Origin of the sequence: Microcystis sp. LE19-8.1F (assembly GCF_027531715.1) — a bacterium.
Taxonomy (GTDB): domain Bacteria; phylum Cyanobacteriota; class Cyanobacteriia; order Cyanobacteriales; family Microcystaceae; genus Microcystis; species Microcystis wesenbergii_A.
This window is the reverse complement of sequence record NZ_JAPZSO010000007.1, coordinates 1-6597: the sequence shown is the minus strand read 5'-3', so window position 1 is coordinate 6597 and position 6597 is coordinate 1. Positions and strand designations below refer to the sequence as shown.

General features: G+C 42.6%; 9 protein-coding genes and 3 pseudogenes. 8 read left to right on the top strand and 4 right to left on the bottom strand.

Annotation, left to right across the window (positions count from 1 at the left end):
* The 4 genes and pseudogenes from O9334_RS01420 to O9334_RS01405 all read left to right on the top strand — a co-directional run.
* Window positions 1-139 (top strand): annotated as a pseudogene (locus O9334_RS01420) (IS4 family transposase); the annotation flags it as partial.
* Between the two features lie 186 nt (window positions 140-325).
* Window positions 326-502 carry a PEP-CTERM sorting domain-containing protein gene (locus O9334_RS01415; protein WP_502846530.1) on the top strand — a complete coding sequence of 59 codons (177 nt, stop codon included), beginning with the start codon at window positions 326-328 and terminating at the stop codon, window positions 500-502.
* Between the two features lie 96 nt (window positions 503-598).
* Window positions 599-853: a hypothetical protein gene (locus O9334_RS01410; RefSeq protein WP_002750614.1), complete on the top strand. Its 255-nt coding sequence runs from the start codon at window positions 599-601 to the stop codon at window positions 851-853.
* A gap of 9 nt (window positions 854-862) precedes the next feature.
* Entirely contained in the window at window positions 863-1261 is a 399-nt protein-coding gene (locus O9334_RS01405; protein WP_194013733.1) for a type II toxin-antitoxin system VapC family toxin, read from the top strand.
* 381 nt (window positions 1262-1642) lie between these two features.
* On the opposite strand, the gene O9334_RS01400 is transcribed toward O9334_RS01405, so the two are convergent.
* On the bottom strand, window positions 1643-2542 hold the full coding sequence (locus O9334_RS01400; protein WP_045362902.1) for an amino acid ABC transporter substrate-binding protein: 900 nt from the start codon (window positions 2540-2542) through the stop codon (window positions 1643-1645).
* A gap of 41 nt (window positions 2543-2583) precedes the next feature.
* Entirely contained in the window at window positions 2584-2790 is a 207-nt protein-coding gene (locus O9334_RS01395) for a hypothetical protein (RefSeq protein WP_012267271.1), read from the bottom strand.
* A 272-nt stretch (window positions 2791-3062) separates the two neighbouring features.
* Between O9334_RS01395 and O9334_RS01390 the strand changes: the two genes are divergently transcribed.
* From O9334_RS01390 to O9334_RS01380, 3 genes are all read left to right on the top strand, one after another.
* Entirely contained in the window at window positions 3063-3689 is a 627-nt protein-coding gene (locus O9334_RS01390) for a TenA family protein (RefSeq protein WP_287998753.1), read from the top strand.
* A 15-nt stretch (window positions 3690-3704) separates the two neighbouring features.
* Window positions 3705-4112: a DUF2605 domain-containing protein gene (locus O9334_RS01385; RefSeq protein ID WP_080754370.1), complete on the top strand. Its 408-nt coding sequence runs from the start codon at window positions 3705-3707 to the stop codon at window positions 4110-4112.
* A 99-nt stretch (window positions 4113-4211) separates the two neighbouring features.
* Window positions 4212-4517, top strand: a complete 306-nt coding sequence (locus O9334_RS01380) for a DUF2973 domain-containing protein (RefSeq protein ID WP_045362894.1) — start codon at window positions 4212-4214, stop codon at window positions 4515-4517.
* Here O9334_RS01380 and O9334_RS23000 read toward each other — a convergent pair.
* Window positions 4458-4700: pseudogene (locus tag O9334_RS23000) on the bottom strand (hypothetical protein). The gene O9334_RS01380 and the pseudogene O9334_RS23000 overlap by 60 nt on opposite strands.
* A 48-nt stretch (window positions 4701-4748) precedes the next feature.
* On the opposite strand from O9334_RS23000, the gene O9334_RS01370 reads away from it, so the two are divergent.
* The gene (locus O9334_RS01370; RefSeq protein WP_287998748.1) at window positions 4749-5396 is read left to right on the top strand and encodes a YqiA/YcfP family alpha/beta fold hydrolase; all 648 of its coding nucleotides are present in this window, start codon (window positions 4749-4751) and stop codon (window positions 5394-5396) included.
* Between the two features lie 250 nt (window positions 5397-5646).
* Here O9334_RS01370 and O9334_RS01365 read toward each other — a convergent pair.
* Window positions 5647-6207: pseudogene (locus O9334_RS01365) on the bottom strand (hypothetical protein).
* Window positions 6208-6597 lie beyond the last annotated feature (390 nt).

The window sequence follows — 6597 nt, the reverse complement described above, 5'->3', positions numbered from 1 at the left end:
TCCTATCAAGAAACATGGTCGCCGAGCAAAAAGCCTCTTTCGGCTAGGTTTAGACCACCTTCGTCATCTTATTCTCAATCCTTCATTACCTAACTTTTCTCTTTTTCTCCAGTCCTTACATTTTTTGTCCTGTACTTAGATAACTGCTCTGGTCCCCAAAGGCACTGGCTCTACCACTTTATTAACTTCAGGATTAACGAATGATAATCTGTTTAATCCGGCAAATATTGTTCCTGTAGGAGGTGTAGGTGCTTTTAGTGCAGGGGGATTAGCCTACATAGAAGATGGAGAAGAATATCGGCTACTTTATGATCAGGGTACATATATGGGGTGTTTGACCCCGTGTGTTCCTGTTAAAAACCTAAAGCTAGTTCCTGAACCCTCCTCAACCGCTGGACTTTTAGCTATTGGCTCCTTTGGTGCATTAGGTGCAGCTTCAACCCTGAAACGCAAACTAAAATCATCCAAAACATCAGAAAACGAAACCACAAAAGTAGGCTAAATTGCTTACCAAAGTAGAATAAATGCCCCTTCATTCAGTCAGTTGAGGGGGTTTATTGTATAATAGGGACATAATTAAATCAAGAGGATTTTGGTTATGCAACAGGTGACGATTGAGCTACCCACCACCATAATTAATGCTCTAGCCGCCTACAATCAAGAGCATAAGGTATCTTCTTCTGATACAGTACAAACGGCTATAGAATCATTTTTAATAGCGAAAGGCTATTTATCCAAACCGAAAAAATCTTTTCACTTATCTCCCGCACCCAAAGGAAGTGGCTATACTGACACATCCATCAATCATGACGCTGTTTTAGCCGAAATTACTCTGTCCCATAAATTACCTTAAGCTCAAATCTTGAAAGCGATTATTGCCGACACAACCCCCCTTTACGGAGCGATAGATACCAGTGATCAATATCATAGTAGAGCGCAAGCAGAGCTAAGACGCATAGAATCGGAAGATTTAACAGTTATTATCTCTTTCCCCGTATATATAGAAACTTACAGCTTGCTTCTATATAGATTAGGATTTGAACAAGCCACTCATTTCACACAAAATTGCTTAGAATCTGCTAATCTGATCAATCCGACAGAAGATCAGTATTTCGCAGCCATAGCAAAAGCTAAACAATTTCCTGATCAAACTATTACTATTGTTGATGCTTTGACTGCTATCATCTCAATCGAATTAGATCTACCTGTTTGGAGCTATGATTATCATTTTGATATAATGCGGGTGAAAGTATGGAGATAACCCTAAAGTGCCAACTAAAACCCTCCAAACCCTCAGAAAAGGAAACCACAAAAGTCTCCTAAAAACCATTAATAAAAAACTTGCAATCGCCCCTTCATTCAGTCAGTTGAGGGGGTTTATTTTTTACCTTTATTAACTGGATTAATAACAAATCCAACTTTAAAAACCCGCTCCCTTCTCCCCATTTTCCCGCTTTCCTATACCTTTTAAACAGGATTTATTAGGGTCAACAAGAGTCTTAGGGAGACAAATTAATCGATACTTTTGCCTCTTGCCTCTTGCCCCCCCGACCCCCCCGATGTCGGGGGGGCAGGGGGGTTGGGGGGTTGGGGGGGTCTTTCCTCTTGCCTTTTTCCACTGGTTCCTAAAAAGGTTTTGATTTTAGGGAAATACAGTTAAAGGAATCCATTCGTAGGTGTTGACAATGCCTTGAAAATAATCATTAATAGTTTCTCTGGAATAGGGAACAACACCATCTTCACCAAACCAACGTTCATAAATTGTCACCGCTTGTTGTTGGTCACTAACGATCCCTTCCATGAATTTTAATAGGGTATAATTCACTGTATCGCGCCATTTAGAATCATTTTCGGGTAAAGTACAGGCATAGGATTCGTAGGCGTAGGGATAGGAGGGAACTATGGCTAAATTATTAGGATTTTTAGCGCTTTTCCTTAAGCCTTCTAGGGTAATGCCATCACTGGCAAAACCATCAATTTCTCCCGCTTCTAGTTTTTGTAAACCCTCGCCACGATTTTTAACTTTGACCAAAATAGCGGCGGGTTGTTGGGTTTTAATCACCGCTTCATTAGTAGTATTGGCAATCACTCCAATGCGTCTGCCTGCCAAGCTACCGATGTCATCGAGATTACTACCTTTGCGGGTGAGCAATTGAGTACCACTGGCAAAATAACTAACGGAAAAATCCACTTCATTTTCTCTTTTCCAAGTAAAAGTAGTGGAGCCACATTCGATATCTATAACCCCTGTTTTTAACTTTTCAAAACGATTTTGGGGAGTAATCTCAACAATTTTTAACTTAATTGGTTTTCCTAACTTCCGTTCGGTTTCTTTGCGAATTAACTCTAACATATCAAGGCTGTAACCCACCCACTTGCCCTGGGAGTTGACAAAACCAAAGGGAATAGCATCTTTACGAGCGCCGGCAGTAATTACCCCAGTTTTTTGAATGCGATCGAAGATTGCTCCCGCAAGGCTAGAATGGTTACTGGTGAGGGTTAAAGCTACTGTCATCGTCATGACGGCAAGTGTACGCTTCATTTTTTTTCCTAATCTGAAAGTGGCTCAAGTCTGGGACTGTTTCAGGAGACTGAGAGTTTCCCAGAGGAAGATTTTTCAGAGGAGATTGCTGGGGACAAAAAAAGAGGAGAGATGTTACTCTCTCCCCCTTTTAGTTTTTTCGACAACATTTTAAATTGTTTTTTCAGTTGTCGCTGTCGGGCCGAACCGCCCTTGCCTTTGTCGTTACGTCCCTGACGGCGGGGGGACTCCCATCGCTTAAGTCGCATAGTTTTTAATTCCAATTTAGTCAGTTATATTTACTGTAACAGGTTTAACGTCAGTTTGGGTTAAGGAATTGAAACTGTGACAACTCAAGCTCTCTGTCATACTAAATCCGGTTATTAAAAACTGATTATTTATTCCCCCTTTTGCCTTTTGCCTTTTGCCTCTTGCCTTTTGCCTGTCCTTATAAGTAGCCTATGCTCAACGGATTTAGTATCACCCTGTGAGATGCTGAACTCTAGTTAACCAACCTTGTCCACCTAATTAGTATTTTCCCATGCTTAGTCAGCAACTTTGGCACAGCCATCAAGATCTAGTGCAAGCTTGTCTAGAACACCCTTTTGTGCGAGGTATCGCCACAGGAGAGCTTAAACGGGACTGTTTCGCTTTTTATGTCGGTCAAGATGCTTTTTTTCTGGAATCTTTCGCCCGTGCTTACAGTATCGCCGCCGCTAAAGCTCCCGATTGGCAGGGATTCACTAGCTTTCATCGGTTAGCGGCGGGGGTATTAAAGGAGTTAGAATTACATGAAAATTATGCTTTACAGTGGGGAGTTGACCTGAGAAAGGTTCAGCCCGCTAACGCCACCCGTCGCTATACGGATTTTCTTCTCGCTACCGCTTGGATGGGTGACATCGGTGCGATTGCCGTGGCGATGAGTCCCTGTATGAGTCTTTATGCTTATCTAGGTCAACAATTAGCCTTAGAACCAATTTCTGAGAATCCCTATCAAGCTTGGATTGATAGTTATAGTGGGGATGAATTCGCCGCTTTAGCAAGCCAGTTAGAGGAATTAGCCGATAAATACGCCCTGATGACGAAAAATATCTCTTTATCCTATCGTTATGCCCTTAGTTGTGAACAGGACTTCTTTAGTGCCGCCTACAGCCGGGGCAAATCTTAAAATTTTCCCGTCACAATGTTAAGAAATATAAATAACGCTAAGATTAAGGTAAGCAAAATCGTCATTATAAGAATAATGTTTCCTTCGCAACCCACCGAAAACGAACTCCTGAAAACTATCTTGGAACCTCTACTAGAGGATTTCACCCATTGGTTTTCCCGTTCCCGTCTCCTCCTCGAATCCGAGAGATTATCCTTTCTCAGCGTCGAGGAACAAAACGATTTATTAGCAAGAGTCAAAAACGCCCAACAGGAGGTAGCCACGGCTCATTTACTCTTTAAAACCACAGGTGGTCAGGTGGGTATCGAGGCCAAGATGTTGTTGCCTTGGCATCAGCTGGTGGCAGAGTGTTGGGGGGTCAGCAGTCGTCGTCGTCGATTACAGGGTTGGGGAGAACATCAATCTCCTCAAACTGATGCTTAACCTGAAACTTTTTTGGTAAGCTAGAGAGTTGAGCGAATTTTTAGCATAAAGTTTTGGCAATTAGGAATATTCACACATAATTCATGGGAGACTCGGCCAATGTTACATCTGCTCTATATCCTCGCCTTCACAGTTATCGCTTTTTTGACCATTAATAATTTAATTCGGAGTCTGATTACTGTCAGCATGGATTCCCAGAAACGTCCTGCTAAATCGGCTAATTCCTATAATCCCTACGGTTATCCCATGACTTCCCATCCGGAACTTTTGGACGAGGCCGGACAACTGATTAATGAACCTCTGTTAGTGATTCGTTCTCTCACTGTCGAAGATGCTCGTCAGCAGTTAGATGCCATTTATAATTCTTCTCCCAGTGCTACCAAAGAGCAAGATGAAGAAATCTAATTGGGGTTGGCTGAATAAATCTAAAAATCTTGTTGGGTAAGACTTTGAGACCTTTTTGAAATCCAAAAGTGCTAGGCAAGAGGGTGATCAGGGGGAAAATTCAGGTGCTTTTTCCCCGAAAATTAGGTAATTGACCTCCTCAAAATCGGTAAAACCCTACACCCCACACCCCACACCCCACACCCTGCCCCCACCAGCAAACTTTTTCAGCAGACCCTAATTGGTTCTAGAATGGCAGTCCTTGAAAACAGATATATTTATCTACACGGTTTTGCTTCTGGCACCCAATCAACAAAAGCACAATTTTTGAGGCATTGTTGGCAAAAGAGGGGTTTAGCAATGGAAATACCCGATCTTAACGGTGATGACTTTTCTAGCTTAACTCTCACTCGTCAGATTGTTCAAGTCGGCCGATTGATTGAACAATCTCAGTTTCCCGTTACCCTAATTGGTTCCAGTTTTGGCGGTTTAACGGCAGCTTGGCTGGCCGAAACTTATTTTCAGGTGCAAAGGCTCGTTTTATTAGCTCCGGCTTTTAATTTCGGGCCGATTTGGTTAGGACAATTGGGAGCAGAAACCCTAGCCAATTGGCAAAAATCTGGGAGTTTATCGGTTTATCACTACGGTTATCGTCGTTATCTGCCAATTGATTACAAGTTGATCGAGGACTTAGCCAATTATCCCCAAGAAAAGTTAATCAGGCAGCTCCCCACCCTAATTATTCATGGTCGTGCCGATGAGGTGATTCCCCTAGAAAATAGTCGCCATTATTGCATGAATCGCCCTTGGGTGAAATTAATCGAATTAGATAGCGATCATGCCCTTACCGATGTGATGACGAGAATCTGGGCTGAAATACAATTATTTCTCAATTTTTGACTAAAAAAGAACCCCCCCTTCGATCGGAAAAAGGGAGAGTTTTAGTATATTTGTATGGGATTTTGAGAAGATTTTTCAGCTTCTAAGACAAGAGATTTTCTCCTGATATCTTGCCACTACCAAAGTCCGCGGATAGGAGATAAGCTAAGACGCATTTAAAGCGCTTATTCTTAAGATTAGCCGAATCTCCCCCAATCCCTTTACTGTTGCCTCTTGCAAGAGTGCCTCTTGGCTCGTCTCAACAAGCAATTTAAATGCGCGGGCAGCTTACACTAGGATCGGGAGCGTTTTGAGGAGCAACTTCAGTAAAGGTTCTAGTTTCCGGGGGTAAAGCGGGAAGTCCCCAAGCGGGTTCTTTTTGGTTAAGTTCTCTTAAAAGTTGCGAGCGATTGCTGCTGGTGGCGATTTACGATTTTAGTTTTAAGCGGGAAACCCAATAGGGACGAGCTTTACCCACATAAACTAATTTGCCATCTACCACTTGCAATAGTACATCGTCGCCACCCGTGGCATCCCCAGCAATACGAGCGGTGGTTCCGTCAGCAAAGTCGCCGTTGAAAATTTCTTTGCCATCCACTGTTACAAGTCTGATCAATTGGATGGACATAATACCACCCACGGTTCCCCGGACGCGACCTAGTATATAGTCACCGGGGTTGAGTTGCGGCTCACCTCTGTAGGTGTTATGGCCGCGCAGTTGACTGATCAGGATTTCGTTATTTTGCGGTTCTGCTTGTGCGGGTACAGCGCCAAGGGTAGTTAGGGCAACTAAACCGGCAAAACCAGCGACAAGGGAAATTTTGTTAAACACAATTACCTCAAGCAAAAAGTTAGTAAATTACCTAGAGACGTTCTAGATTATAACTTAGTTCCTAATTTTGTCTATATTGCGAAATATTTGTTTAATAATTTCTCGATCGAGCGGTTGGGGATTTAGTATCAGTTATCAGATTGCAGTTTTAAGTAGACAGTGTTAGGTGAAAACTTCGGGGTCTTCTGGACATCAGGTGAAAAATGTTCACCGTGTTACATAATGGTTATTAATGCTAGGGACATAAGGCTTATAGCGGTAAGCGCTTGAGTGAGATACAGACCAAGCTTTGCCTAGCATGGTTTATAGCTTGTGACACTGTACCTAATACGACTGCACACCGCTATAAGCTAGTGAGGTACACATATTTTTCTTCCCTTTTGACTTTTG